The following is a 24,157-nucleotide window of genomic DNA, read 5'->3' on the forward strand; positions in this document are numbered from 1 at the left end:
ATCGGCTCCTGTCGATCCCGCGCCTTATGAACCGAAGTGGAAGCGCGCGCCGACCTTGAACGCACGACCGACCGGATCGAACAGGATCTGGTTGGTGCCGCCCGACGGGCCGGGCATTGCGGGCGGATCACGATCCAGCAGATTGTTGACCGTTGCAAACAGCTGGAAGGTGCGGCCATTGCCGGTATCGACATTCACGCGGGCCGTCATGTCAAGGTAGAAGCGGCTGGGGACATTATTGTTGTCGACGCTGTTGGGCGCGGTAACGGCATAGCCATCCTGATCCGGCCCGACGAAATTGGTCCAGTAGATTCCCGACGGAATGTAGCGGCCATGGCCGGTCAACTGGAACTTGCCGACGGTCCAGGTGAGGACGCCGTCCAGCACATAGTCGGGCACGCCCGGTATCGTCCCGGTGCGAACGCCGGTCTGGCCCGCGCGGTCCACCGCGCCCAGGGCATCGACGGTGGTCAATTCTTTGGTGATGTTCGCGATCAATTGCGCATTCAGTTCGCCCCAAGATCCGATCGGCTGACGATATTGGAATTCGATGTCATAGCCGCTGGTTTTGAGCGCATTGGAATTGAGGATGACGTCGCGAACCTGAAGAATCTGGTTGTTGGCGTCGCGCGTGATCTGGCTGCAGAAATTGTTGGCGCCTTGGGCGCAGCGGTTGACCAGCGTCTGCGCGCCCAGCGCGCCGATCGCATCGGCCACCTTGATATTATAGTAGTCGACCGACAGGCGCAGCCGCTGGAACGGGCCGCTGCGCGGCGCGATCACGAAACCGCCGGTCCAGCTGTCCGCCTTTTCAACGGAAAGATTGGGATTTGATCCGGTTATGACAAAGGGGTTGGTCTGCAATCCCCCGTTCAGCGGGTCGGACAGGCCGATCGAGCGGAGCGTCTGCGGCCCGAACAGTTCAAAGATGTTGGGCGCGCGGATGTCGCGTGACCGCGTGCCGCGCAACCTGACGCCTTCGACCGGTTCATAGACCAGGCCAGCCTTCCAGGTCGTGACCGATCCTGTCGTGCTGTAATGGGTGCGGCGGACCGCGCCATTGAGATCGAGCGCATAGCCAAAGGCTGAATCGCGCAACAGCGGCACCGCGACCTCGCCAAATACCTCCTTCACCGTCACGCCGCCCGACAGGGCCGACCCGTTGAGCGAATAGAAGCCGTTTGCCGCGGAGATGGGGTCGGCGGTGCCATCGACCGTATCCCGGCGATATTCCGCGCCGACCGCCCCCGTAACAGGCCCGGCGGGCAGATCGAACAGTTCGCCGCGCAGGTCGATGCCTGCGACATGCTGTTCATTGACGGTATGTTGCAGGCCGTTGCCGGTGATGTAGCCCACCGACGCCTGGCTATATTGCCCTTCGCCAAAGGGGTTGAACGGGACGCAGGAGGGATCGTCATTGCCGGAGATCGCATCGGCATTGACTCGGCAGACGGTCTGGCCGCCGGACTGTACCGCATCCACCGCCTTCAACAGATTGGCCTGATTGACGAGGTTGGTCGCGCGCTGGGTGAAGTTGGTGCGGCCATATTGGTAGAAGCCGTTGACCGTCCACCTGTCGCTCAGTCGCCCCTCTACGCCCAGAACGCCGCGATAGGTTTCCGTAGTCGATGTTGCACGGCCAGGGCCAAGGTCGAACGCGGCCTTGCCCAGGATGAAGGAAGCGACGCCATTGGCGTCCATCGCCGACGCGACAGCGGCGGGAATGAATGGATTGTCGCGCTTGATGCGGCCCAGCAACGTGCCATTGAAGTCGCGGAAGATCGCGCCGTCGACCGTGCCCTTGACGCGGCCATAGGATATGTCGGCGGTCAGCGTTACATCATCGGTCAGTTCCGCCGTCAGCGCGCCATAGCTGGAAACCCGCTCCAGCGGCACTTTTAGCCGCAGGGCCGAAATGAAGCCGTTACGCCCCTGTCCTTCGCCGCCAAGCATGAAGAGCGGGCCGACCAGCGTGCCATATTGGAATTGACCCGGCGTGCCGTCGGGAAGGAACTTCGTGCCGCGCAGCGGGTCGGTAGCCGTCGTGCCGATCGCCTGACCCGCCGCATTATAGGATCGGTTGATCAGGCCGCCCGGCGTCATCGTCGATGTATTGACCCCGGCGATGATGAGGTTGGCGGGCAGGCCACCGGCGCCTGGCGTGTTGCCGAGGATCAGTGTCTGGCTGTTGCACCAGCTGCGGCTTGTGCAGGTGCCCAATCCTTCCAGCTTTTCATATTCCACCGCGCCGATGATATGGACGCGATCGCTCAGGCGCATGCCGCCCGACAGGCTGGCGAACAGATTGCCATCGTCGCCCCGCTGGGACATGCCGGCGGCAAATTCGCCGTCCAGCCCTTCCTTCTTGCGGTCAAGGATGAAGTTCACGACGCCTGCGACGGCATCCGAACCATAAGCGGCCGAAGCGCCGCCGGTCACGACATCGACAGTGCGCAACAGGGACGATGGAATGAGGTTGGTGTCGACCGAACCCTGCACGGTGCTGGGGACGAAGCGCTTGCCGTCGACCAGGACAAGCGTGCGTTGCGGATCAAGCCCTCGCAGATCGAGCAACCGCGCGCCGATATTGCCGCCCAGATTGGCCTGGGCCGCAGGACCGCTCGATGCGCGGAAGCTGGGCAGCTGGTTCAGCGCTTCGCCGACATTGGTGATGCCCAGCGCATCCAGACGTTCCGCCCCGATCGAGGTGACGGGCGTTGGTGCGTTGAAGCTGGACCCAAGGCGCGTCCCCGTCACGACGATGTCGGTTGTGGGGAGATCGGCGGGGACCGCGTCGTCCGATTGCTGGGTGGCGGGCGGCGGGGCCGTCACGGCATCCTGCGCGGCTGCGCCGATCGGCAATGCCGCCATCAGTGCCCCGGCAATGGCCCGGCCGCTCACATTTGCACGCATGTGCTGGGTGCTCAATCGCATCATCATTTCCCTCTCCTGGCCTTCTGCTGCGGCCTCTGGAACAATGTATGTATCACGGTACATATATTGTCAACGGCTTCATCCATTGGCCGGATCGGCAGGAAAACGCGCATTTTGCAGTTGCTTAAGAGCGCCGCTAAGAACGACTTGGGGGATAAAATTCAGCGCACCCCGCATTGCGATGGGAATGATATGGCTACCGACGACTCCAATCCGGTCGACCCGTTCGACAGCAACACGCCGCAATATCGCGCTTATTTTCCCGAAGGATCGCGGGACGATGTCGAATTTCGCCTCACGCGCATGCTCTCGCTCGCGGCGCGGCGTTGGGGAACGCATGTCGAAAGCCGGATGCTGGCGGCGACCGGTCAGTCCAGGCCCAGATGGCAGACCCTTTTCGTCCTGAGCGTGGCACCGCCGCCTGTTACCACATCGCTGCTCTCGGCCCGTCTGGCGATCCAATGGCCGCCGCTGATCCGGACATTGAACGCCCTGGAAGCCGACGGTCTTATCCGGCGGACGGAAAATCCCACCGACAAGCGATCACGCCATATCGAGATAACGCCTGCCGGTATCGAGGTCGTCGAACAGGTTCAGCCGATCCTGTCCGAGATCCGGTCGGCAGTATTTGCCAAACTGAGCGAACAGGACATGGAACTGGCGACACGCGTGCTGGGGATGATCATTGCGGGCGTGGGTGAGGCTCAGGACATGGACGATGACCCCGTGTAACGGGGATGGCTTGTCCCTGTGGCGATTACGCCCGTCTTGCAAAGCTGGCCGGATCGGCCGCGTTCCACCAGTTCGCAAGCCGAGGATCGCGTGCGCCGTCAAGCAATTCTCCCGGTTGCACGAACGGATAGATTTCGTCGATCGATCGCATCTCCGCCGCGTTGATCCGCTGGCGCAGGCCATCGGGAGTGAATTCGTCCGGTGAATTGAGACCAGCGGCCACGACAATGTCGTGGAGCGCGTCGAGCGTCGCCCTCTGGCAGCGGGCGACCCGCTCTGCTTTTTCCGGCACCACCAGCGCACGCTGACGCGCGAGCGATTGGGTGGCTACCCCTGTCGGGCATGTATCGGTGCTGTCTCTTATACACATCTAGATGTGTATAAGAGACAGCTCTGGAAGCGGGCGACCCGCTCTGCCTTTTCCGGCACCACCAGCGCACGCTGACGCGCGGGCGATTGGGTGGCTACCCCTGTCGGGCATGTATCGGTGTGGCAGCGCATGGACTGCACGCAACCAAGCGAGAACATGAAGGACCGGGCCGCATTGCACCAGTCAGCGCCCAGCGCCGCATTCATCGCGATTGCCGCGCCGGAATTGACCTTGCCCGATGCGGCAAGGCGCACCTTGTCCTTGAGGTTCGTGCCCACAAGCGCGTTGCGCGCCAATATCAACCCTTCGCGCAACGGCATGCCGACCCGGTCGGACAATTCGGTCGGCGCAGCGCCGGTACCGCCTTCCGCACCGTCAATGACGATGAAGTCGACCAGTATCTCCGTCTCGATCATCGCTTTTACCACGGCGAACAGTTCATGCGGATAGCCTACGCATAATTTGATGCCGACTGGCTTCCCGCCGGAAAGGTCGCGCATCTGCGCGGCGAAGGTGAGCAGTTCGCGCGGCGTCGAAAAGGCAGTGTGGAAAGGCGGCGACAGGCAGTCCTCGCCTTCTGGAATATCGCGAATCCTGGCGATCTCCGCCGTCACCTTCGGGCCTGGCAGCAAACCGCCATGGCCGGGCTTTGCACCCTGGCTCAATTTGATTTCCGTCATGACCACTGCGTCATTGGTGGCCTTGTCGCGAAAATGAGCCGGATCGAAATTGCCGCTGGCATCGCGGCAGCCGAAATAGCCAGACCCCAATTCCCAGACTACGTCGCCCCCATGTTTGAGATGATAGGGCGACAGTCCGCCCTCGCCAGTGTCGTGATAGAACCCACCAATCCTGGCACCCAGGTTCAGCGCTTCGATCGCATTGCTGCCCAATGCCCCGAAACTCATCGCCGAAATATTGAGCCGCGCGGCGCTGTACGGTCGACTGCACTGGTCCGTTCCAACGGGGACGCGTGTATATTTCTCGGCATGGCGCGATGGCGCTATCGAATGGGCCAGCCACTCATATTCCTCGGAATAGACGTCCAGTTCGGTACCAAAGGGATGGGTCGACACATCACCCTTGGCGCGCGCATAGACGAGCGCGCGCTCGTCATGACTGAACGGGCGTCCATCCAGATCGCTCTCCACGATGTAGGATCGCAGGAAGGGCCGCAGCCATTCAAAGAACCAGCGGAACCGCGCCGAAACGGGATAGTTGCGGCGAAGGGAATGGTGCGTCTGCAATAGGTCGATCAGCGCCACGACCAGCAGCGGCACGAACAGCAGCAGCAGCCAAAAGACGCGGGGATGGCGCAAGCCTGTCAGCGTCACGGCGATGGTGCCGACCAGACCCGCCAGCAGCAGGGCGTTGCGGGACAGGGCGTGGTCGCGGAACAGGGAGTCCGCCAGGGCAGGGCGCCTGTTCATGACAGCAGGTTCCGCACGATGCCCACGACATCCCGCCCGCGTCCGTTCAGTACCGCCTTGGCCGAATAGAGCGCCATGCCGGCCACCTGCCCCGGCTTCACATTGGGCGGCATCACCAGTTCAAACCGATCGGTCACGACATCGAGCAGTGCCGGGCCCGGCTCGGCAAGCCAGGCTTGCACCATCGATTCAAGGTCTTGCGCCTTTTCGACCCGCCATCCGCGAAAACCGATGGCTTCGGCCACCCGCGCAAAGTCGGGATTGACCAGTTCCGTATAGCTGTCGAGCAGCCCCTCGACCTTCTGTTCAATCTCCACGAAGTCGAGCGCGCCATTATTGTAGACAACCACCTTGATCGGCAGCTTTTCCTGAATGGCGGTCAGCAGGTCACCCATCAGCATGGCGATCCCGCCATCGCCCGACAGGGAAATGACCTGCCGGTCCGGGAAGGCCGCCTTGGCCCCCAGCGCCTGAGGCATAGCATTCGCCATCGTGCCGTGGCTGAGACTGACGACCGTGCGGTTTTGTCCGGTCGAGGCGATATGGCGCAGGCACCAGACCATCGGCGATCCGCCATCCGCCGTGAATATCGCATCGGCGTCCGCATGACGGGAGATCATTTCCGTCAGATATTGCGGATGGATCGCGCCGCCCTTGCCTTCCGTCGCGTGCTTTGCCTGCGCCGCCACCGCCTTGCGGTGATGATCCAGGCATTCGTCCAGAAAGCCGTCATCCTCGCGCGGCGTGATGCGCGGCAGCAAGGCTTCAAGCGTCGGGCCAATATCGCCAACCACCCCAATATCTACGGGATGGCGGCGTCCCAGATGCGTGCCGTCAAGATCGACCTGCAGGATGGTTGCCTTGTCCGGGTAGAATTGCCGCCATGCAAAATCGCAACCAAGGAGCAGCAGCACGTCGCATGACATCAAGGCGTGATAGCCCGACTCGCTGCCAAAAATGCCGGTCATGCCTACGTCGAACTGATTGTCGGCTTCCAGAAAATCCTTGGCGCGCGATGTGCGAGCGACCGGCGCGCGCAACCGGCTGGCCAGCGCCACTACCGCATCATGCGCCATCTCGCAGCCTGACCCGCCATAGATCGCCACGCGCTTGCCGGCATTGATTGCGCTGGCCAGCCGGTCAAGCTCCGCGTCGGAAGGCAGCACGACCGGCGCGGCGCGGTGCACGGCGAAATGCGGCTCGTCGGGCGCTTTGGCGCTCGACACGTCGGCAGGCACGATCAGCACCGCCACCCCACGCTTTGCCAGGGCGGCTTGCGCCGCCATCGCGGTCATGCGCCGTGCCTGGGCAGGCGTGCGGATTTCCTCGCAAAAGACGCTGCACGATGCATAGACCGATTTGAAATCGACCTCCTGCGGGAAGTCAAAGCCAAGCTCGTCGCGGACGATCTGGCTGGCGATCAGTATCACGGGCGCGCGATTGCGATGCGATTCGAACAGGCCGTTGATGAAATGCAGGCTGCCGGGACCACAGGATCCCGCACAGGCAGCAAGTTCGCCGGTCAGCATGGCGTCGGCGCCCGCCGCAAAGCCTGCCGCTTCCTCATGCCGGACATGCACCCAGCGTATGTCGCTGGTCCTGATTGCGTCGGTGATGTGATTGAGCGTGTCTCCGGGAACGCCATAGCAGCGGCGTACGCCGGCAGATTGCAGCGTTTCTATGATCACCTGTGCGACTGTCGTCATGCGCCTGTCCTTTGCAGCGTACTCATCTGAGCCAGGAAACGCACAAGGGGCGTAAGTGGGGTCATTGCGCACGCGAAAATATCGCGCAGAAACAAATCGGGCGTAGAGTCGTTCCTGAGGATTGGCTGAAAGGCAGGGGGTAGAGAATGGTGGACGAGCAAGAGGCCGCGACCGGCGCGCAGCGTGCGCCCCGGATGCAGGTGAATGCGCCGGTATTCTACATCTCGGCGGTGCTGATCGTCGCCTTCGCTGCGTTCGGCGCGCTGTTCCCCGATCGTGCGGGGGACATGTTCAACTCTGTGCAGAACTTCATCGTGCGCGATTTCGGCTGGTTCTACATCGCCTCTGTCGCCGGCTTTCTCATCTTCGCGCTCTACCTGATGCTCAGCCGTTATGGCGACATCAAGCTGGGCCCCGACGACAGCGAACCGGAATATAGCTATCTTTCATGGTTTGCGATGCTGTTCAGCGCAGGCATGGGGATCGGCCTGATCTTCTTTGGCGTGGCCGAACCGGTGCAGCATTATGCACTGCCCCCGGTTGGCGAAGGCAAAACCGTGGAGTCCGCTAGGCAGGCCATGGTCCTGACTTTCTTTCACTGGGGCCTTCACGCCTGGGCGATCTACATCGTCGTTGGACTGGCCCTGGCCTATTTCTCGTTCCGTCGCGGACTGCCCCTGACCATCCGTTCGGCGCTGTTTCCCCTGATCGGACGGCATATTTACGGGCCGGTCGGCCATGCCATCGACATTTTTGCCGTCTTGGGCACGATGTTCGGGGTGGCGACCTCACTGGGCCTTGGCGTGCTACAGGTCAACGCAGGTTTCAGCCATCTGTTCGGCATCCCCACCAACAGCAGCGTCCAGCTCATACTCATCGCCGCGATCACCGGCATGGCCACGCTGTCGGTCGTCGCCGGGCTCGACAAGGGCGTCAAGCGCTTGTCGGAACTCAACATCGTGCTGGCCATCGCGCTGCTGCTGTTCGTGCTCTTCGCCGGATCGACCGTATTCCTTCTACAGGCCTATGTGCAGAATATCGGCGCCTATCTGGGCGCGGTGGTCCAGCGCACGTTCCGCATGTACGCCTATGAGCCGAACCCGTGGATCGGCAGCTGGACGATGTTCTACTGGGGTTGGTGGATCGCTTGGTCGCCCTTTGTCGGCATGTTCATCGCCCGCATCTCGCGCGGGCGCTCCATCCGCGAATTCGTGACCGGCGTGCTGCTGGTGCCGGTGCTCTTCACCTTTCTGTGGATGACCGTATTCGGCAATACAGCCATCGCGCTCGACATGAGCGGCGTCGCGCCCATTGCCCGGACCGTGGTCAACAACCTTCCCGTCGCGCTGTTCGAAGTGCTGGAGCAACTGCCGCTTTCGACGCTGGCGTCGGGTATTGCGACCTTGCTGGTCATCACCTTCTTCGTAACATCGGCTGATTCAGGGGCGCTGGTGATCGACATGATCACGTCTGGCGGGGCGGAAAACACGCCCGTCTGGCAGCGCATATTCTGGGCGGTCTGTGCCGGCACGGTGGCGGCGGTGCTGCTGCTGGCGGGGGGGCTGCGCGCGTTGCAGACTGCCGCCATCGCCAGTGCCCTGCCCTTTGCCGTTGTCATGATCTTCATCTGCTATGGCCTGTTAAGGGCGCTGCAAACCGAGTCCGACACGGGCGCGCTCGACCTTTCCGGCGCGCAAGATAGCGAAGATGAAACGCTGGGCTGGCAACGTCGCCTCGCCAATATCGTCCATTTCTACAAGGAAGCGGAAGTCCGCGCCTTCATAGACGATGTTGCGTCCCCTGCGCTAGATGCCGTGGCTGCGGAAATGAGCGCGGCGGGCTTCGCGCCCGACATATCGCGCGGGCCGGACCATGTGACGCTCGCCGTAAACCATGGCGACCGCGGTGCATTCAGATACAGCGTGAAGCTGCGCGGGTTTCGCACGCCAAGCTTTGCCTGGGCCGAAACACGCAAGGCGCAGCAAGGCGACAAGCTGCACTACCGCGCGATGGCGCAAAGCCCCCAAGGCGATCAGCCCCGTGATGTGACCGGCTATACGCGCGAACAACTGATCCACGAAATTGTGGGCCGCTATGCCAGCTTCCGCCACATACGCCGCATGGCCTGATCGCGTGGCCCCGTCAGCATGGCCCCTCCAGCCGGGGATTGCCGGAACCGACGGGCTTGTCCTGCGCAGTGATCGCAGCAATCAGGCCGTCGGCCAGCCATTGCCCCAGCCATTGGCCGACAAGCGCTATGCCCCGATCTTCGCCAAGCTCGACCGTCACCTTTCGACAGGCCGCACCGAAGGGCAGACCGCCACGCAGGTCGAGCAACGTCTGCAACTCCATGGCGTCGATGGTCCTGACGCGACATTGTTCGTCCTGACGCCATAACAGCGCCGTTTCAGGCGTCCCCAGATATTGGGACGCTGGCGGCTCTTCCCCGGCAACCAAGGCGGACCAGATGGCAAAGGCGTTCGTCTTGAGGTCAACAAGGTCGATTGATCTCTGGAACGTCAACAAGGCGCACTCCCAGTCAATGTCGTGCAGATGATCCAGCGCGACCGCCGGGCCGTCCGCCGAGATGAACAATTCTTCCAGCCCCAGTTCCAGGCAGGCGATTTCCGCGATTTCCGGATCGTGCGGGTGGAGCCTGGCCAGCGTCGCGGGGAAATCATGCGCATAGGCGTCGAGCGTCCAGCTGCTTGGCGGCACATCGTCGATATGATGCGCGGCGGCATGCAGAAACCTCTCCTCGCCAATCCAGGCACGGGTTCGCGCGAAGCTGCCTTCAAGGCAGGTGACGAGCTGGGACCGGTAATTATTCTGATAGACGGCAAAGCCCGCCTCACTGGACGACTGGATACGCGCGGCGGCAGCCATGTCAGCGCGCACAAGCCAGTCGCGCATGTCGCGCTGAAGTGCGAGAAGGCTCATGCCGCTGCCTCCACTGCGCCAGCGGCGATAGTCCGCGCGGTGTCCAGTTCCGCGAGCAGATCCCCCAAAGGCGGTATGTCATCGTCCCGCTCGATCATCGTCGCCACGGGGCCAAGGCGTGGCAGGATATGGACGTAAAGGTCCCATACCGACGGGGGGACAGGCCGATCATGCGTGTCGATCAGCAGATGTTCGCCCTGGCTGTGACCGGCAAGATGGACCTGACGCACATGATCATGCGGGACGCCATCCAGATAGGCGATCGGATCGAAGCCGTGATTGCTGGCGCTGACAAGCACGTTGTTGACGTCCAGCAGCAGGCCACAGCCCGTTCGTGCGCAAACCCTGTTCAGAAATTCCCATTCGGTCATGTCGGCTGACGCGAAATCGAGATAGGATGACGGGTTCTCGATCAACATGGCGCGGCCCAGCGCGTCCTGCGCCCGATGAATGTTCGCGCAGACAATATCGAGCGCTTCCATCGTATAGGGCAGGGGCAGGAGGTCGTGGGAATTGAACCCCTCGATCCGCGACCAGCTCAGATGATCAGATACGAACAGCGGGTCGATCTCGTCGACGAGTGCGCGCAGGCGGTTGAGATATAAGCCATCGACGCCATCCGCAGAACCGATCGACATCGACACGCCGTGCAGCGCGACCGGATAGCGGGCGCGAATGTCGCGCAATATCCGCCGGGGCCGACCACCATCGACCATGAAATTTTCGGAGATCACCTCCAGAAAATCAACGGCGACATGGTGGTCGAGAAAGTCGGCATAGTGCGGCGTGCGCAGGCCAAGGCCGAAGCCGGAGAAGGACGGGATCATCAGGACGCTCCCTGCTGCAAGGGAACCCGGCGCTGACGGGAGCGCCGGGCTTTCGAATGTTATTGGGGTTCGGTCAGGCTGCCGCCAGCAGCCTTGCATGCCTTGACGGTCATGGCCTTGAAGCCGTGGCCCTTGCAGACATTCTGCCCCTTGCATTCGTTGCTGGCCGTCTTGCAATCGGACGTGCCCTTGCAGCTGTTGATGCCGTAGCAATGCACGACCTTCGTATCGGCGCTATCCTTCGCGATGGCCGGGGCAGCGGCGGCAGCCACGATCGCGATGGAGGCAGCGGAAGCGGCGATGCCAAGGCCAGTGTTGAGAGTGAACATGAGGGATTCTCCAAAAAGCAGGTTGCGCCACGATGGCTCCTGTCTTTCGGTCCCGCCGGTCGACTGGTTACAGCAGCGAACGAAAATTCCTGCTGGAACGCTGTGTCGCCTCACCAGCGCAGCAGCCTTGGCCCCACCAGCATGCCGAGCAGTGTCGCCAACATGATGCCGAGCGAATACCAGGTCAGAACGAAAATGGCCGACACTTCGGGGCAGTGCAGGCAATAGACGGTCGCGGCGAATGCTCCGGCTGAAAGGCCCGCCGCCGCCCCGGCCGCCCTGAGCCGCGTAGGGGCCAGCCTGCGGAAGGACCAGAGCAGTCCCGCAAAGATCGGCGCGGACAGCGACAGGACCATCCATGGACAGCTCTTCCAGCTCTCGCCCAGCCACATCGCCAGCCATTGGGACGACGGAGTCCGCGCCAGTTCGAGAAAGCCTATGCCCGCCAGCAGGACGACCGGGATCACGAGCAGCCACAGGCCACGCAGCCGACCGCTATCGGGCCGGGCGAGTTGCGCGGTCGTCATCAATGCGGCGACCGCCAGGGAAAAAGTATAACCCCATTTCATCCAGAAGGATGTGCCCTGCATCGCCGTGCCCAGATCCGGCCGCATCCCAAGCGCGATCAGGATCAATATGACCGATCCTATTCCTCCGGCGGCCATGCCGATCGCCAGCCTTCGCGCGACGCTATTGCGACCGACCGGGCGCGTTTCCTTGGCCAGATGCCTGACCAGATCGTCCGTGTTCATCGCAGCGCTCCTTGTACCCGACCCATCAGCGCCTTCAGTCCGCGATGTACCGAAACCTTTACGTCCGATTCCCCTATACCCTCCATGCTTGCCGCCTCGGCGACACTCAGTCCCTCGATCCGCGTGGCGCGGATCGCCCGTGCCTGCTTGTCAGGCAGCCCCTGCAACAGATCGTCCACATCCAGCCGGGCGATGCTGCTCGCCTCGAAATCCGTAGCGGTCAGCCATTCATCGTAATCCTCGATCGGCCGCAGACGGCCGACGCGGCGCAGGTGATCGATCATTTTGTATCGCGCGACCGCGTACAGCCAGGCGGTGAATGGGCGCTCTCGGTCGTAGGTGGCGCGGCGGGTATGAACGGCAATAAGGGTTTCCTGCACCATATCCTCGACATCGTCGTCAGCGCCGCGAAGCCGACGCCGATAGAAGCCCCGCAGCAGCGGAACAAGCAGGCGCAGCAATGCTTCATGGGCCTTGGCGTCGCCATTCAGCCCATCGATCATCAATGCACGCAGATGCTCCTCTGTGGTCTGCATTCTGTCTCCTCATTCGCATGTTCGGAGGAAGTCGTGCCCAGGTTACAGCTTTGCGCGAAAAATTTTCGCGCGAAATGTCTGTAACCGGATTTGCGCCTGTCACGAACTTGCCAACGTGACACGGGCTTTCCCCAGCCTCCTCCCCGGTCACCGCGCGGTCCGGCCTGTCCGGACCGCGTGAAGAGGCCTAGGATCAAAGAGGACATCATGATGCGTACCACCCATGCCGCGCTCGCCGCGAGCATCGCCATCGCTTCGGCAGCCGCACTTGCCATGCCTGCCCATGCCCAGGAAAAGCCGAAGATGGAAAAATGCTACGGCGTCTCGCTCGCCGGCAAGAACGACTGTGCTGCGGGCCCCGGCACCAGCTGCGCGGGCACGTCCAAGGTCAACTATCAGGGCAACGCCTGGAAGCTGGTCAAGGCAGGCACCTGCACATCGATCAAGACGCCCAAGGGTAACGGATCGCTGACGCCCAAAGCCTGACCGAAGCGGCCGGGGCGTGCGTTCGTCCCGGCCCTGCTGGAGATGATCGATGCTTGTGCCAATCCATGATCGTTGCACTCGGCGCATCGCCGCGATGTTGCCGGATGCATTGCTGTTATTCGTCGCCCGTATGGCCATCGCGTCCATATTCTTCCTGTCCGGACGCACGAAGGTAGAGGGTATCCTGACTATCACGGACGGCACATATGAGCTGTTTCGTACCGAATATGCGCTGCCGCTGGTGCCGCCGGACATCGCCGCGACCATGGCCACCGGGGCGGAACATTTTTTCCCCATCCTGCTCGTGCTGGGGCTGGGTACGCGCTTTTCAGCGCTGGCTCTCCTTATGATGACGATGGTCATCCAGATTTTCGTCTATCCCGACGCCTGGCCGACGCATCTTAGCTGGATCGCCATCCTGCTGCCCCTCATCGCGCGTGGCGGAGGCACCTGGTCAGCCGATGCGCTGCTGCGCCGAAGGTCGGATCGCTGAGTTAAGGCCGAAAAAATGCCGGCAGGATCGAATGATCCGCCGGCATTTTTTCATATTATAACCGTCCGATCATTCCGCCGCCGGAGCGCTGGCGGGTGTGGATGTGATCGGACCGCCCTTCACCGCAGGCGCACCTTTCAAATAATGGGCCAGCCAGCCCCTGTCTCTTATACACATCTAGATGTGTATAAGAGACAGGGGCTGGCTGGCCCATTATTTGCAGGGTGCGCCTGCGGTGAAGGGCGGTCCGATCACATCCACACCTGTCTCTTATACACATCTAGATGTGTATAAGAGACAGGTGTGGATGTGATCGGACCGCCCTTCACCGCAGGCGCACCTTTCAAATAATGGGCCAGCCAGCCCTGCACCTCGCGATAGAATTGGCGGCTATCCTCCGGCTTGGTGATCCAGTGCCATGCGTCCGGGAAGATCAGCAGGCGGCTTGGCACCTGCATCCGTTGCAGCGTCGACCAGGTTTCCAGTGTGTTCGACATCGGCACGCGATAGTCCCTTTCGCCTGCGGTCAGCAGCATCGGGGTCTTCCAGTCCTTGCCATATGTGATCGGGCTCTGGTCGCGCCAGACCTTGCTGTCGCCCCAGGGCGGGCCGCCGCTCGCCACTTCGCGCCCATAGTTGAAATCGCTGGTGCCCCATTGGGTCAGCAGATCGACTTCACCGGCATGACTGACGATACATTTGTACCGGGTGGTCGTGGCTTCCATCCAGTTGGCGAGATGCCCACCATAGCTCGCGCCGCCGATACAGGCATTGGTGGTGTCGATGAAGCCGTATCGTTTGCCGGCCTCGTCCACGGCCTGATTGATTTCGTTGGCAGGGCCGCGCAACGGGTCCAGCTTGATGGCACGGGCAAAGGCTTCGCCATAACCCGTCGATCCGGTATAATCGGTCAGCAGCACCACATAACCGGCGCTGGCCAGAAGATGGTAGTTCCAGCGCAAACCAATCTGATCAGCGTTGGACGATGCTGGGCCGCCATGCATCAGCACCATCAGCGGATATTTTTTCGTCGCGTCGAATGCAGGCGGCGTGACGATCATATTGTGGATACGCCGTCCCCTGTCGCTGGTGAACCAGAAATGCTGGGGGCTGGACCAGTCGATCGTTTCGGCAAGCGCCGTGTTGACGTTGGTCAGATTGCGATGACGCCCACTTTTGGGGTCGATGCGGACAATCTCGGCCGGGTTCACCGCGCTGCCATAGCTGGCAATCAACTCGGTCGATTTGGCATCGGACGGAATGTCTATGGCGGTATAGCCACCGACCTTGGCCGCGGCCACCAGTTCGGGTTTTCCACCGGCAACCGGCACGCGATAGACATGCTCCAGGCCTGCGTCCGGCACGGTCAGAAACAAGGTCCGACTGTCAGGCGTCACGGCGTAGCCATCCACTTCGCGATCAAACGCGCCGGTCAGCAGCGTTGCAGCGCCGCCAGCGGGCCACGCAACGCGATGTAGTCGGGCCAGATCATATACTTCATCGCCCTGGCTGTTGAATTTGACGATCAGATTTTTGCCGTCGGGTGTGAATTTGGGATCGCCATATTCGCCCAGGACTGGCGTGGCCAATGTCGGTTCGCCACCGTCAGCGGACATGCGGTACAGGCCGTAATTGACCCGTGCATGGGCTGCATCCCACCGCTGCGTCGTGGCGATGAACAGGATTTCCTGTCCATTGGGACTCCATATGGGCGACAGGCTCGCGCCGCCATCATTGCGCGGGGAGCCGCCAAATCCCTCCATTTTCGCCAGTTGCGTCGTGGAGATGATGTCACGCGCTGCCGCGCCCTGGGTTAGCGGCTGGACCCACAGGCTGGGGCGGCGATCGTCCAGCCATTCGTTCCAGTAGCGGATCGGGAAATGTTCATAGACGCGCATGGAAAATTTGCGCGCCTTGCGCTCATCGGCTGCCTTCTTGTTGGTCGCAGCGTCGACCGCGCCGGGATAGACCATGCTTTCAAACAGGATCGCCTGCCCGTCGGGTCGCCATTGCGGTCTGGCAGCACCCGTCGGCACGTCCGTCGCGCGCCGGGCTTCGCCGCCCGCCAGGTCGAGAATGTAGATCTGCGCGACATCATCGCCTTCGCGCTTGGTGGAAAAGGCGATGCGGCGGCTGTCGGGCGCCCAGGCCGGATCACTCTCTCCCGCCTTGCTCGACGTTATCCTGCGCGGAGCCGCGCTGCCGTCGGTCGGCACGATCCACAGGTCGCTGACGGATTCATCCTTCGCATAGGATGGTTCGCGCAGGGAATAGATGACCCATTTGCCGTCCGGGCTGGTCAGCGGCGCACCGACCGACTTCATCATCCACAGCGTCTCATGCGTCAGCACCTGCTTGGGCTGTGCGAACGCTGGCGTGGCGCTCAGCCCAGCGACCATCGCCGCGGACACCAGAAAATGTGCGATCTTTCCCATAGTCAATCCTGTTCCAAGACGGCGGCGCAGCAGTTGTGGGCCGCGCTGCCTCATTCTATCGAAGCTGCCCGAACCGGCAGCGATAACATAGGCATATGCGTCACCTTCACGGCGGACGGAAGAAGGAAGTCGATCCATTCGCCGCTTGAGCGGCGATCGCCCGAACACGCATAGTTGCGGGATACGGGCAATGGTCCGCGAAGGTAGCGCGCTTCCTTGGGTCCGGTTGCTTTGGAGCCAGGTCAAATTTCCGGCAGGGCTTGCGCTGCAAATCCCCAGCCTTTGAGGCCTTTGCTCCTCTTCAGCAGGGTGTCGGGATCATCGATGGAGAAGGGATGGGCGTCCTTCATCCTGTCCAGTTCTTCCCAGTCGATCGGTATGGCGACAGGCGCGCCGGGGCGGGCGCGGGCGGAATAGGGGAGGATGGCCGTGCTGCCACGCTGGTTTCGCAACCAGTCTATGAAGATGCGGCCCTTTCGCTTCGCCTTGCTCATTGTCGCCGTGAAGCGGTCAGGCTCGGCGGCGCTCAGGGCCTGGGCGAAGCGCGACGCGAAATCCTTGTGCGTGTCCCAGTCGTGACCGGGCGTCAGCGGGACGACGACATGCACGCCCTTGCCACCCGACAGCATCGCGAAGGAGACAAGCCCGATGTCAGCGAGATGATCGCGTATATCCTTGGCCGCTCGCTTCACCTTGTCAAAGTCCAGCCCTTCGTCCGGGTCGAGGTCGAAGATCATACGGTCGGGCTTCTCCACATCGTCGGTTCTGCTGGCCCAACCGTGAAATTCAATCGTCCCCATCTGGACGCAGGCCAGCAGGCCGTCCGCACCGTCGACATAGATATAATCTTCCGACCCGCCATCTTTCTCGCGAATGGGCATCTGTCGGACTTCCTGCCCGAAGGCGCCGCTGTCATGCTTCTGGAAGAAGCATTTTTTCGCTCGCCCTTGTGGACAGCGGACCAGACTGATGGGCCGGTTGGCGGAGAAAGGCAGCATGAGCGGCGCTATGCGGGAATAATAATCCGCCAGTTCCCCCTTGGTCTGGCCGGTTTCGGGAAAGATGACCCGGTCACGGCTGCTGATGTCGATCGCGCTCTTCGGCACAGGGGCAGGCGCGGGCTTTTCCGGTTTCACCGTCTTTGCTGGCTTATCCGCACGCAGACCCAGGAAGCTGCCATGACGGACGCGACCATCGGCAGTGAATTCGGCAAAGGCAATTTCGGCCACCAGCTTCGGCTTGATCCAGCTTACGCCGCGCGTTTCCGCGCGGGCCACGTCGACCGGGGCCGTGTCGGTTGCCAACCGGGCCATGGCCTTGTCCAGTTCGTCCATCGCCTGAGTATCGAAGCCGGTCCCGACCTTGCCCTTATAGACCAGCTTTTGCCCCTCATGCTGGGCGAGCAGCAGGGACGCGAAAGGACGTCCCCTGGCATTGCTCCTGGTCCATCCGACAAGGACGAACTCCTGGCGCCGGGTGCATTTGACCTTCACCCAGTTGCGGGTTCGGGCACTGCGATATGGCGCGTCGGCGCGCTTGGAGATGATCCCTTCCTGCCCGGCCTCGCAAAGGGATCGGAACAAGGTTTCTCCGGCCCCCAGAACATGATCGGAGACATGGATGGGCGATTCCGCCTGATGCAGCAGCGCTTCCAGCTGCTCATTGCGCTCGATGGTGGGCAGCCCCTTGAGGTCTTGCCCATCGAGCGAAAGCAGATCGAAGGCGAACAGGTGCAGCGGCTGTGCCGCATCCTCCTGCCCATGCCCGCGCTTGAGCATCTGCTGCAATGTCGAAAAATCGGGATTGCCATTGCCGTCCAGCGCCACCACTTCGCCGTCTATCAGGCACGGCGGCAGGTCCAGCGCGGCGATCGCACCCGTGAGCGGCGCGAATTTTTCGGTCCAGTCCAGGCCGTTGCGCGTAAACAGCGTCACTTTCTGCCCGCCTGCGGCAATCAACGCGCGATAGCCATCATATTTGATCTCATGCAGCCAGTCATTCCCGGTCGGCACGGCATCCACCAACGTGGCGAGTTGTGGCTTCACGAAGCGGGGCAGGGCCGTGGCGCGCGTTTTCCGCCTGTCGCTTATTTTGGCGGTATGATCCTTCGCTGCCGCCATCTTTGCGGCGAACCCTTTGCCATGCACCCCGGCAAGGGACTGTTCGCCAGCCTTGTCAGCCTCAATCTCCGCCATCGATCGGCCCGTCACTATGCTGGTGAGCGCACGTTCGACCAGCGCAACGCCCGATCCGGCTTCCTTGTCGTCAATCTTGCGCAACAGCCAGTTTTCGCGCTTCTCCTTGGGACGCCCTTTCATCCGCACCAACAGCCACTCGCCCTTCATCCGCTCCCCATGCAGAATGAAATGCAGGTGCCCATCCTCTATATCGGCGGCGCTCTTTCCTGCGATCGGTTCCCAGGTGCCGCGATCCCACAACATTACCGTGCCGCCGCCATATTCACCCTTGGGGATCAAGCCTTCGAACGTGCCATAGTCAAGCGGGTGATCCTCCGTCCGCACCGCCAGCCTTTTGTCGGCCGGGTCGATGCTAGGCCCGCGCGTTACGGCCCAGCTTTTGAGCACCCCGTCCATTTCCAGCCGAAAATCCCAATGCAGGCGGGTCGCGGCATGTTTCTGCACGACGAAGCTGTTGCCGCCTGTTTTCGCCACCTTGCCCTTGGGTTCGCGCGTGCGGTCGAAATCCCGCTTGGCATTGTAGGTGGAAAGGGCATCCTTTCTGGTCATCATTTCGTCCGATCCAGAGGATCGAGCCAGCGGCGTTCGACAAAGCCCAGGACGGTCAGCATGATGATCGCAACGATCGTCGCGCTGACGACCAGCGGCCAGAGCGCCGCGCCGCAGGCGATGCCGATAACAGCCGCCAGCCAGATATGCGCTGCGGTCGTCAGGTTGCGGACCTCGCCCTTGCTGAATACGATCAGCCCGGCCGCAATGATGGCAGTAAAGGCGGCCGCTGCCTCGAACACGCGCAGCGGGTCGATATTGCCCCCGTCTTGCAACTGGAGATGCAAGGCGATGGCGCACACGGTCATCAGCGCCGCGGTAAAGCAGATAAGGCCGTGGGTCCGCATGCCTGCTGCATGGCCACGCAATTCCCGGTCCATGCCCAGCAACAGGCCCAGCACCGCCGCAGCACCCAGCCGTAGCAGCACGGGGCCATCGATCAGATGCAGGGGGGTGACGGGGTTGAGTTCCATCACGCGCTCTTGCGTTTTGACGCTGCGGCTTTTTTGGGCTTGGCCTTGGCGGCTGCGCTTTTTGTGGTCGCGCTCTTGCCCGATCCAGCGGATTTTTTCAGTGCGGCCATCAGGTCGATGACATTGCCTGCCTTGGCCCCGGTCGGTTCATCGTCGACATCCTCGATGATCCGCTTGCCCTTCGCCTTCTTTTTCTTGTCGATCAGGCGGTGAAGCGCATCGACATAGCGGTCGTGAAATTCCTCCGGCTCGAAGGGGGCTGTGCGCTTCTCGATGATGCTGATGGCCAGGTCGAGCATCTCCGGGTCAGCCTCATCGCCAGGGAGGCCGCGAAAATAGCTCTGGGCCTTGTTGACTTCATAGGCATAGCGCAGCACTTCCAGCACCAACCCGCGTCCGCAGGGCTTGAGCGACACCAATTGTTCGCGCCCACGCACGGATAACTGCCCCAAGCCGACTTTCTTCGTCTGCCGCAGCGCATCGCGCAGCACGGCATAGGCTTCCTCCGCCAGATCGTCGGCGGGGACCACGAAATAGGGCTTTTCATAGTAAAGCACATCAATCGCATCGGCGTCGACAAATTGAACGAGGTCCAGAGTCTTGCGACTCTCGATCTTCACCGACTCAATCTCTTCCTGATCCAACAGGACGTAATTGCCCTTGGAAATCTCATATCCTTTGAAGATTTCGTCGCGATCGACCGGACCGATGCCGCTGACCACCTTGTCGTAATGGATCGGCTTGCCGCTGGGTTCGTGGATCTGGCGGAAGGATATGGCCGGGCCAGACTTGGTGGCGGGATAGATTTCGACCGGAATCGAAACCAGCGCCAGCTTGATTTGACCCTGCCAATATGCGCGTGCGGGCATGCATTACCTCCGCGCTATCAGCGTATGGCCGCAAGGTTGGTTCCACCGCCGCACTGGCAGGCAGCGGCAAGCAAGTCCCCCCGATCGGCAAGCGGCCTGATCGTCAGCCGCGATTCAAATAGCCCGCTATTTTCGGAAACGAAAAGCAGCGAAAAAGAGCGAAGAAAAACTATGCCGTCATCCCGTCAGAGAGATGCGGCTTTTCCGGGAGGGAATCATCTTGCGCACCAGTCATCTGAGCCTGCTCATCTCCACCAGCCTTGCCGCCGCGTTCGCAGTTCCCGCTTCGGCGCAGGATCAGTCGGCGGCTGATGCGGTCTTGAGCGATCCCAACGAGATTATCGTCACGGCCCAGAAGCGGGCACAGAGCGTGCAGGACGTTCCCATCTCGATCACTGCGGTCGCCGGCTCTTCGCTCGGCACACTACAGATGCGCAGCGGTACCGAAATCGCCCGGCAGACACCTAATCTCTCGGTCAGCGTGCTGGGCAATGAGGACCAGCCCAAATTCTCGGTCCGCGGCATCGCCCAGTCGGCATTCGATCTTAACGCTTCCTCGCCCACTGGCATTTTCTACGACGAAGTTTTCGTCCGCGCTTCCTTCCTCGGTGGCGCGCAGCTGTTCGATATGGACCGGGTCGAGGTGCTGCGTGGCCCTCAGGGTACATTGTTCGGCAAGGAAACCGTGGGTGGCGCTGTCAGCTATATCACCCGGGCACCGCAATTCGATAATTCTGGCTTCATTTCGGCCGAACTTGGCAATTATAGCTATGTTGGCCTGCAGGGCGCGGCCAATACCCAACTCGTCGAAGATCGCCTCGCCTTGCGCGTCTCCTTCAACACCAGCGACAGTGACGGTTTCGTCAAGAATTTGTTGCCGGGAGGACGTGACAAGTCGAACTTCAACAAGGTCGCGATCCGCACAGCGCTTAAATACAAGGATGATGCGGGCTTCGACGCAACCCTGCGCTACAATTTCACCCGTAGCGCACCCGAAGCCGTCGGCACCAACGTCACCGGATACTTGCCGGGCAACACCAATGCATTCGGATTTGACCCGCGCCGCGACCCCAATACCGGCGAACTGCTCGGCCCGCGCGAGGGTTATTATGACCGGGACGGTCGCATCCGGGTACGCGGCGATGGCGTCAGTCTCACGCTCAACAAGGATCTGGGCAATGTCGCGCTGACGTCCATCTCCTCTTACCTTAAGGGCTATTTCCTCAACGAAGTCGACGGTGACGGCAGTGCCGCCAATCTGTTGGCTCTGGATTTCGAGGCAAGGACAAAGGAATATTCACAAGATCTTCGCCTTGCGACGCAGTTTGATGGACCGTTTAACCTGATCGCGGGCCTTTATTATTTCCGCGATACGCTCGACAACCTGTTCCATGTGTCGCAGTTCGACGGAGGCTTCGACGCGCGGCAAACCTATCGTCAGACGCGGACCTCCTATGCCGCATATATGGACGGTAGCTTCGACTTCTCGCCGACATTCAGTCTCTATGGCGGTGTCCGAGTGACGCATGACAAGGCGAAAATGCGCAATTTCCAGTCGGTCGTGAACATTCCCGGCCTTGGCATTCCGACGACCAATGTCGATTATACCGAGACCCAGCCCAGCGGCCGGTTGGGCCTGCGCTACAAGGCATCGTCCGATTTCATGGCGTTCGTCCAATATGCGCGGGGTTATCGCAGTGGCGGCTTTAACGGGGGCGCGGTGGTGTTTCCGGGCGACCTGACGACCGCCAAGCCCGAATTTCTCGACGCCTATGAAGCCGGGATCAAGAGCCGGTTGTTCGACCGGCGCGTTACATTGAACCTGTCTGCATTCCACTATCAGTTCAAGGATCAGCAGTTCATCGATTCGATTTCGGTGATCAACCAGGCGCTGGTCAATGCGGGCAAATCCCGGATCAATGGCATAGAGGCGGAAATCACTGCCAGTATCACGCCACAGTTGCGGTTATCGACCGGACTCGGATTGCTCGACGCGAAATATACGAGCCTGATACTCAACGGCACGGACCTTGCCGGCAATCGCATGATCGAAGCGCCCAAATTCTCGATGAGCGCCGCGGCAGACTACAGGATTCCGCTCAGCGCTTCTGCCGAACTGACGCTCCATGGCGACATGGTCCACAAAAGCTCTCAGTTCTTCACCGCCTATAATGACAAGGTCTTTCCCTTCAGCCTTGGCCGTACGCCGGGATTCGAAGAATATAATGCGCGGATCGGCGTTTCCTTTGACGACGGGCAATATGAAGTCGGGCTGTGGGGCAAGAACCTGACCGGAAACGACACGCTGGTTGGCGTCGGTATCGAAACGAACACCTTCCTGCGGTTCGGGACTGTCCCCTATCCACGCCGTTACGGCATCGATTTTCAGGCGAAATTCTGATGTTGCCGTACAGGGCCAATCCGGGGCTGCTTGTTGCCCTGATCGCCAGTCTCGTCGCCATTGCCGGGCTCTTCCTCGCTTCAGCGATCCAGACCGGCGACGGCGTGACTGTTTCGGAGGTCCATTTCCGGGGCGCAAGTGGCGCGCAAATGCGAGCATTGCTGTTCCGGCCGCGCGCAGCGACAAGTGCGAAGCCCGCACCTGCCATCCTTGCCGTCCATGGTTATCTCAACAGCGCGGAGATGCAGGCCAACTTCGCGACGGAGTATGCCCGCAGAGGCTATGTCGTGCTGGCGCCCGACCAGCGCGGACATGGCGGCAGCGACCCCGTCGCCTTCGCCGATGGTTTTGGCGGCCCGGATGCTCTCGCCTATCTTCACAGCCTGCCTTTCGTCGATCGCGGCAATATCGGGCTTGAGGGACACAGTATGGGCGGGTGGACCGTGCTCAGCGCGGCCAAAGCGATGCCCGACGGCTATCGTTCGCTGGTGCTGGAAGGCTCAAGCGTAGGGGCGCCCTTTGCGCCAGAGGGCACACGGGCTTTCCCGAAAAACCTGCTGGTCGTTTTCGGGACGCGCGACGAATTTGGCGGCTTCATGTGGGGGCCTGAATCGCCACTGGCGACCGGCGCGGTCAGGAAGCTGCGCGACCTGTTCGGCGCTACTGAACCGGTCGTACCGGGGCGCCTCTACGGTCGGATCACAGATGGCAACGCCCGCATGCTGCTGACGCCCGCCGTGACCCATGCATGGTTGCACCAGTCGTCCGCCGGGATCACCCCTGCGCTCGATTGGTTCGGTCGCACATTGGACGGGGGCAGGGCGCTTGACGTCACGGATCAGGTCTGGCCGTGGCGGGAGGCGGGTAATTTCGTGGCGCTCATGGCAGTGCCCTTGCTGATCGCCGGATTGATCGCGGCTTCGGCAACTCTTTTCGCCACAAGGTCCGCGCCCAAGCAGAATCCGGCCCCGTCGCCATCGGTAACCCAGCCGATCGCCAAACGTGTCGCCATAGCGCTTCTTCCAGCCTTGCTGTTCATTCCGGCCTGCATGGCAACCGAAGCCTTGCTCGGCCAGAACGCCCTTTTCCGGCAGACCTTCACAAACCAGTTTGCAGGTTGGGCTCTGCTCAGCGCTTTGCTCTCCCTATTCATGCTGCGGCGCAAGGGCGGGGGTCTGGGCATGCGTGAGGTGCCGCGTGCATTGGCGCTTGCCGCGATCATTCTGTTGCCCGCTTACCTGCTGGTGCTGGGGGCGGACCAACTGCTTCACGTCAATCCTTCCTGGTGGTTCATCACCATCCGTCCGATCTCGCTGGAGCGCGCGCGCGATTTCCTTCTTTATGCGCCCTTCTTCGTGATGAGCTGTCTCTGCTCGCTGCAACTGGTACAGGCCGTTTCGCCGCTTGATGCCGGTAGCATGGGCGGCGCGGTGGCCCGTGCCATGGCTGCGCTGGCTGGCGGGTTCGTCCTTTTCCTCATTGCCCAATATGGCGTGCTGGCGGCCACGGGTCACCTGCTTCTGCCTGGAGAGGGACTGCGCGTGATTTCGGCGATCGGCTTTGCGGTATTTCTGGCTTTTGTCGGCTTGTTCGGTGCCGTGTCGCAGCGCAGCCATGGTTCGGTCGTGCCGGGCGCCCTTGTGTCGGGGCTATTTGTCACCTGGCTTCTCGTCGCCACCCAACCGATCGGAGTGTAA

General features: G+C 61.6%; 19 protein-coding genes and 1 pseudogene. 7 read left to right on the forward strand and 13 right to left on the reverse strand.

Annotation, left to right across the window (positions count from 1 at the left end; all coding sequences use genetic code 11):
- Positions 1-24 precede the first annotated feature (24 nt).
- Positions 25-2,940, reverse strand: a complete 2,916-nt coding sequence (locus FE851_RS16575) for a TonB-dependent receptor domain-containing protein (protein WP_145204838.1) — start codon at positions 2,938-2,940, stop codon at positions 25-27.
- A gap of 186 nt (positions 2,941-3,126) precedes the next feature.
- Between FE851_RS16575 and FE851_RS16580 the strand changes: the two genes are divergently transcribed.
- Complete coding sequence (locus FE851_RS16580; protein ID WP_017181261.1) at positions 3,127-3,666, forward strand: MarR family winged helix-turn-helix transcriptional regulator; 540 nt, start codon at positions 3,127-3,129, stop codon at positions 3,664-3,666.
- Positions 3,667-3,691: 25 nt separating this feature from the next.
- Here the strand turns inward: FE851_RS16580 and FE851_RS16585 are convergent.
- From FE851_RS16585 to FE851_RS16595, 3 genes and pseudogenes are all read right to left on the reverse strand, one after another.
- A pseudogene (locus FE851_RS16585) lies at positions 3,692-4,018 on the reverse strand (FMN-binding glutamate synthase family protein); the annotation flags it as partial.
- Between the two features lie 8 nt (positions 4,019-4,026).
- Positions 4,027-5,466, reverse strand: a complete 1,440-nt coding sequence (locus FE851_RS16590; RefSeq protein ID WP_261371021.1) for an FMN-binding glutamate synthase family protein — start codon at positions 5,464-5,466, stop codon at positions 4,027-4,029.
- On the reverse strand, positions 5,463-7,172 hold the full coding sequence (locus tag FE851_RS16595; RefSeq protein ID WP_145204841.1) for a thiamine pyrophosphate-dependent enzyme: 1,710 nt from the start codon (positions 7,170-7,172) through the stop codon (positions 5,463-5,465). The genes FE851_RS16590 and FE851_RS16595 overlap by 4 nt, the downstream gene beginning before the upstream one ends.
- Before the next feature lie 146 nt (positions 7,173-7,318).
- Here FE851_RS16595 and FE851_RS16600 point away from each other — a divergent pair, with 146 nt between their 5' ends.
- Positions 7,319-9,301, forward strand: a complete 1,983-nt coding sequence (locus tag FE851_RS16600; protein WP_145204844.1) for a BCCT family transporter — start codon at positions 7,319-7,321, stop codon at positions 9,299-9,301.
- Positions 9,302-9,314: 13 nt separating this feature from the next.
- Here the strand turns inward: FE851_RS16600 and FE851_RS16605 are convergent, their stop codons facing one another.
- From FE851_RS16605 to FE851_RS16625, 5 genes are all read right to left on the reverse strand, one after another.
- The gene (locus FE851_RS16605; protein ID WP_145204848.1) at positions 9,315-10,112 is read right to left on the reverse strand and encodes a DNA-binding domain-containing protein; all 798 of its coding nucleotides are present in this window, start codon (positions 10,110-10,112) and stop codon (positions 9,315-9,317) included.
- Positions 10,109-10,939, reverse strand: coding sequence for a DUF692 domain-containing protein (locus FE851_RS16610; RefSeq protein ID WP_145204853.1), 831 nt, complete (start codon positions 10,937-10,939; stop codon positions 10,109-10,111). The genes FE851_RS16605 and FE851_RS16610 overlap by 4 nt, the downstream gene beginning before the upstream one ends.
- 59 nt (positions 10,940-10,998) lie before the next feature.
- Complete coding sequence (locus FE851_RS16615; RefSeq protein WP_107124778.1) at positions 10,999-11,268, reverse strand: hypothetical protein; 270 nt, start codon at positions 11,266-11,268, stop codon at positions 10,999-11,001.
- 110 nt (positions 11,269-11,378) lie between these two features.
- Entirely contained in the window at positions 11,379-12,020 is a 642-nt protein-coding gene (locus FE851_RS16620) for a DUF1109 domain-containing protein (protein WP_145204856.1), read from the reverse strand.
- The gene (locus tag FE851_RS16625; RefSeq protein WP_145204859.1) at positions 12,017-12,556 is read right to left on the reverse strand and encodes a sigma-70 family RNA polymerase sigma factor; all 540 of its coding nucleotides are present in this window, start codon (positions 12,554-12,556) and stop codon (positions 12,017-12,019) included. The genes FE851_RS16620 and FE851_RS16625 overlap by 4 nt, the downstream gene beginning before the upstream one ends.
- Positions 12,557-12,766: 210 nt before the next feature.
- Between FE851_RS16625 and FE851_RS16630 the strand changes: the two genes are divergently transcribed.
- The 3 genes from FE851_RS16630 (at position 12,767) to FE851_RS26245 (ending at position 13,829) form a co-directional block, all read left to right on the forward strand.
- Positions 12,767-13,042, forward strand: a complete 276-nt coding sequence (locus FE851_RS16630) for a DUF2282 domain-containing protein (protein WP_019052323.1) — start codon at positions 12,767-12,769, stop codon at positions 13,040-13,042.
- Between the two features lie 49 nt (positions 13,043-13,091).
- Entirely contained in the window at positions 13,092-13,535 is a 444-nt protein-coding gene (locus tag FE851_RS16635) for a DoxX family protein (protein WP_145204861.1), read from the forward strand.
- 144 nt (positions 13,536-13,679) lie between these two features.
- Entirely contained in the window at positions 13,680-13,829 is a 150-nt protein-coding gene (locus FE851_RS26245; RefSeq protein ID WP_186378872.1) for a hypothetical protein, read from the forward strand.
- Here the strand turns inward: FE851_RS26245 and FE851_RS16640 are convergent.
- From FE851_RS16640 to FE851_RS16655, 4 genes are all read right to left on the reverse strand, one after another.
- On the reverse strand, positions 13,787-15,970 hold the full coding sequence (locus tag FE851_RS16640; RefSeq protein WP_145204865.1) for an alpha/beta hydrolase family protein: 2,184 nt from the start codon (positions 15,968-15,970) through the stop codon (positions 13,787-13,789). The two genes, FE851_RS26245 and FE851_RS16640, sit on opposite strands and share 43 nt — an antisense overlap.
- A 242-nt stretch (positions 15,971-16,212) precedes the next feature.
- Positions 16,213-18,717 (reverse strand): DNA ligase D, encoded by a 2,505-nt coding sequence (ligD, locus tag FE851_RS16645; RefSeq protein WP_145205624.1) that lies wholly within the window; start codon positions 18,715-18,717, stop codon positions 16,213-16,215.
- Complete coding sequence (locus tag FE851_RS16650; RefSeq protein WP_107124783.1) at positions 18,717-19,190, reverse strand: MgtC/SapB family protein; 474 nt, start codon at positions 19,188-19,190, stop codon at positions 18,717-18,719. Before FE851_RS16650 ends, ligD begins: the two co-directional genes overlap by 1 nt.
- Positions 19,190-20,059, reverse strand: coding sequence for a Ku protein (locus FE851_RS16655; RefSeq protein ID WP_145204868.1), 870 nt, complete (start codon positions 20,057-20,059; stop codon positions 19,190-19,192). The genes FE851_RS16650 and FE851_RS16655 overlap by 1 nt, the downstream gene beginning before the upstream one ends.
- Before the next feature lie 220 nt (positions 20,060-20,279).
- On the opposite strand from FE851_RS16655, the gene FE851_RS16660 reads away from it, so the two are divergent.
- Together FE851_RS16660 and FE851_RS16665 are read left to right on the forward strand one after the other, a co-directional pair.
- Entirely contained in the window at positions 20,280-22,460 is a 2,181-nt protein-coding gene (locus FE851_RS16660) for a TonB-dependent receptor (protein WP_145204871.1), read from the forward strand.
- The gene (locus FE851_RS16665) at positions 22,460-24,157 is read left to right on the forward strand and encodes an alpha/beta hydrolase family protein (protein WP_145204874.1); all 1,698 of its coding nucleotides are present in this window, start codon (positions 22,460-22,462) and stop codon (positions 24,155-24,157) included. Before FE851_RS16660 ends, FE851_RS16665 begins: the two co-directional genes overlap by 1 nt.

It is taken from the genome of Sphingobium sp. B2 (genome assembly GCF_007693735.1).
In the GTDB taxonomy this organism is placed as follows: Bacteria; Pseudomonadota; Alphaproteobacteria; order Sphingomonadales; family Sphingomonadaceae; genus Sphingobium; species Sphingobium xenophagum.

Coding starts and splice junctions, on each gene's coding strand:
- FE851_RS16575 (WP_145204838.1), bottom strand. CDS start 2,940: ATGATGATGCGATTGAGCACCCAGCACATGCGTGCAAATGTGAGCGGC.
- FE851_RS16580 (WP_017181261.1), top strand. CDS start 3,127: ATGGCTACCGACGACTCCAATCCGGTCGACCCGTTCGACAGCAACACG.
- FE851_RS16590 (WP_261371021.1), bottom strand. CDS start 5,466: ATGAACAGGCGCCCTGCCCTGGCGGACTCCCTGTTCCGCGACCACGCC.
- FE851_RS16595 (WP_145204841.1), bottom strand. CDS start 7,172: ATGACGACAGTCGCACAGGTGATCATAGAAACGCTGCAATCTGCCGGC.
- FE851_RS16600 (WP_145204844.1), top strand. CDS start 7,319: ATGGTGGACGAGCAAGAGGCCGCGACCGGCGCGCAGCGTGCGCCCCGG.
- FE851_RS16605 (WP_145204848.1), bottom strand. CDS start 10,112: ATGAGCCTTCTCGCACTTCAGCGCGACATGCGCGACTGGCTTGTGCGC.
- FE851_RS16610 (WP_145204853.1), bottom strand. CDS start 10,939: ATGATCCCGTCCTTCTCCGGCTTCGGCCTTGGCCTGCGCACGCCGCAC.
- FE851_RS16615 (WP_107124778.1), bottom strand. CDS start 11,268: ATGTTCACTCTCAACACTGGCCTTGGCATCGCCGCTTCCGCTGCCTCC.
- FE851_RS16620 (WP_145204856.1), bottom strand. CDS start 12,020: ATGAACACGGACGATCTGGTCAGGCATCTGGCCAAGGAAACGCGCCCG.
- FE851_RS16625 (WP_145204859.1), bottom strand. CDS start 12,556: ATGCAGACCACAGAGGAGCATCTGCGTGCATTGATGATCGATGGGCTG.
- FE851_RS16630 (WP_019052323.1), top strand. CDS start 12,767: ATGCGTACCACCCATGCCGCGCTCGCCGCGAGCATCGCCATCGCTTCG.
- FE851_RS16635 (WP_145204861.1), top strand. CDS start 13,092: ATGCTTGTGCCAATCCATGATCGTTGCACTCGGCGCATCGCCGCGATG.
- FE851_RS26245 (WP_186378872.1), top strand. CDS start 13,680: ATGGGCCAGCCAGCCCCTGTCTCTTATACACATCTAGATGTGTATAAG.
- FE851_RS16640 (WP_145204865.1), bottom strand. CDS start 15,970: ATGGGAAAGATCGCACATTTTCTGGTGTCCGCGGCGATGGTCGCTGGG.
- ligD (WP_145205624.1), bottom strand. CDS start 18,717: ATGACCAGAAAGGATGCCCTTTCCACCTACAATGCCAAGCGGGATTTC.
- FE851_RS16650 (WP_107124783.1), bottom strand. CDS start 19,190: ATGGAACTCAACCCCGTCACCCCCCTGCATCTGATCGATGGCCCCGTG.
- FE851_RS16655 (WP_145204868.1), bottom strand. CDS start 20,059: ATGCCCGCACGCGCATATTGGCAGGGTCAAATCAAGCTGGCGCTGGTT.
- FE851_RS16665 (WP_145204874.1), top strand. CDS start 22,460: ATGTTGCCGTACAGGGCCAATCCGGGGCTGCTTGTTGCCCTGATCGCC.